The following is a 2,500-nucleotide window of genomic DNA, read 5'->3' as shown; positions in this document are numbered from 1 at the left end:
AGGGGGTCGTCGGTTCGATCCCGTCATCCTCCACCAAACTTCCGATACACATGAAGTCAACACCAAAGTAGCTTTACATTGCTTGCAATGAAGAGGCTGCTTTGTTGTTGATCAAGATCTCTTGATCAACCGGCTGTTCTTTAACAATTTATAGAGTTTAATCAGCGTTGCCAACTTTAAGCTGCGCCAAGGAAACTGCACATTCGTAAAGGTTTAGTGCAGACCGTGCCTTGCGTGGTTGTTGGCAACATATTTGATTGCGTCAAAATGAATATCAAACTTTGTTTGAAATTCGAAAGTAATTAGGCTCACTGTTTGCGAAAGCAAGTGGTGATGTCATTTACGGCATAACGCGACAGGTGAGAGACCTGTCAAACATTCCTTGAAGATGACTGAGATACTCGCAAGAGTGGTCAAAGTTATAGGGTCAAGTGAATAAGAGCATGTGGTGGATGCCTTGGCAATGATAGGCGACGAAGGACGTGATAGCCTGCGATAAGCTTCGGGGAGCTGGCAAATTAGCTTTGATCCGGAGATTTCCGAATGGGGAAACCCACCCTTAGGGGTATCGCATACTGAATACATAGGTATGCGAGGCGAACCGGGTGAACTGAAACATCTCAGTAGCTCGAGGAAAAGACATCAACCGAGATTCCGAAAGTAGTGGCGAGCGAAATCGGAGAAGCCTGCAAGTGATAGCACAAGACATAACGGAACAGCCTGGAAATGCTGGCCATAGCGGGTGATAGCCCCGTACGTGAAATGACCTGTGTGGTACTGAGCTTGCGAAAAGTAGGGCGGGACACGAGAAATCCTGTCTGAATATGGGGGGACCATCCTCCAAGGCTAAATACTCATCATTGACCGATAGTGAACTAGTACCGTGAGGGAAAGGCGAAAAGAACCCCGGGAGGGGAGTGAAATAGATCCTGAAACCGCATGCTTACAAAAAGTAGGAGCCCGCAAGGGTGACTGCGTACCTTTTGTATAATGGGTCAGCGACTTACATTCAGTGGCAAGGTTAACCGAATAGGGAAGCCGTAGAGAAATCGAGTCCGAATAGGGCGTCTAGTCGCTGGGTGTAGACCCGAAACCAAGTGATCTATCCATGGCCAGGATGAAGGTGCCGTAACAGGTACTGGAGGTCCGAACCGACTAGTGTTGCAAAACTAGCGGATGAGCTGTGGATAGGGGTGAAAGGCTAAACAAACTTGGAAATAGCTGGTTCTCTCCGAAAACTATTTAGGTAGTGCCTCAAGTATTACCTGCGGGGGTAGAGCACTGTTTTGGCTAGGGGGTCATGGCGACTTACCAAACCAATGCAAACTCCGAATACCGCAGAGTACAGCTTGGGAGACAGAGCACCGGGTGCTAACGTCCGGACTCAAGAGGGAAACAACCCAGACCGCCAGCTAAGGTCCCTAAAATTGGCTAAGTGGGAAACGAAGTGGGAAGGCTAAAACAGTCAGGATGTTGGCTTAGAAGCAGCCATCATTTAAAGAAAGCGTAATAGCTCACTGATCGAGTCGTCCTGCGCGGAAGATGTAACGGGGCTAAGCCAGTTACCGAAGCTGCGGATTTGCAATTTATTGCAAGTGGTAGGAGAGCGTTCTGTAAGCCTGTGAAGGTGCGTTGTAAAGCGTGCTGGAGGTATCAGAAGTGCGAATGCTGACATGAGTAGCGTTAAAGGGGGTGAAAAGCCCCCTCGCCGTAAGCGCAAGGTTTTCTACGCAACGTTCATCGGCGTAGAGTGAGTCGGCCCCTAAGGCGAGGCAGAGATGCGTAGCTGATGGGAAACAGGTCAATATTCCTGTACCGATGTGTAGTGCGATGTGGGGACGGAGAAGGTTAACTCAGCCAACTGTTGGACATGTTGGTTCAAGCTTGTAGTCGTGCCTGGTAGGCAAATCCGCCGGGCTTAGATGAGGAGTGATAACGAGTCTGCTTGCAGACGAAGTGAGTGATACCCTGCTTCCAGGAAAAGCCACTAAGCTTCAGCTACACACGACCGTACCGCAAACCGACACTGGTGCGCGAGATGAGTATTCTAAGGCGCTTGAGAGAACTCAGGAGAAGGAACTCGGCAAATTGACACCGTAACTTCGGAAGAAGGTGTGCCTTTAGTAGGTGAAGTCCCTTGCGGATGGAGCCCAATGAGGTTGCAAAAAATCGGTGGCTGCGACTGTTTATTAAAAACACAGCACTCTGCAAACACGAAAGTGGACGTATAGGGTGTGACGCCTGCCCGGTGCTGGAAGATTAAATGATGGGGTGCAAGCTCTTGATTGAAGTCCCAGTAAACGGCGGCCGTAACTATAACGGTCCTAAGGTAGCGAAATTCCTTGTCGGGTAAGTTCCGACCTGCACGAATGGCGTAACGATGGCCACACTGTCTCCTCCTGAGACTCAGCGAAGTTGAAATGTTTGTGATGATGCAATCTCCCCGCGGAAAGACGGAAAGACCCCATGAACCTTTACTGTAGCTTTGTATTGGACTTTG

Annotated in this window: 1 tRNA gene and 1 rRNA gene (both running past the window's edge); both read left to right on the top strand. The window is 49.3% G+C overall.

Annotated elements, in window-relative coordinates:
* A tRNA-Ala gene (locus U5L73_RS17185) sits at positions 1 to 36 on the top strand; it begins 40 nt to the left of the window's first position.
* A 389-nt stretch (positions 37 to 425) separates the two neighbouring features.
* Positions 426 to 2,500: ribosomal RNA gene (locus U5L73_RS17180) — 23S ribosomal RNA — on the top strand (it continues 803 nt past the right edge of the window).

It is taken from the genome of Rhodoferax sp., from assembly GCF_034520025.1.
Lineage (GTDB): Bacteria > Pseudomonadota > Gammaproteobacteria > Burkholderiales > Burkholderiaceae_C > Allorhodoferax.
The sequence above is the reverse complement of the archived record's forward strand: the minus strand, read 5'-3'. Positions and strand labels throughout refer to the sequence as shown.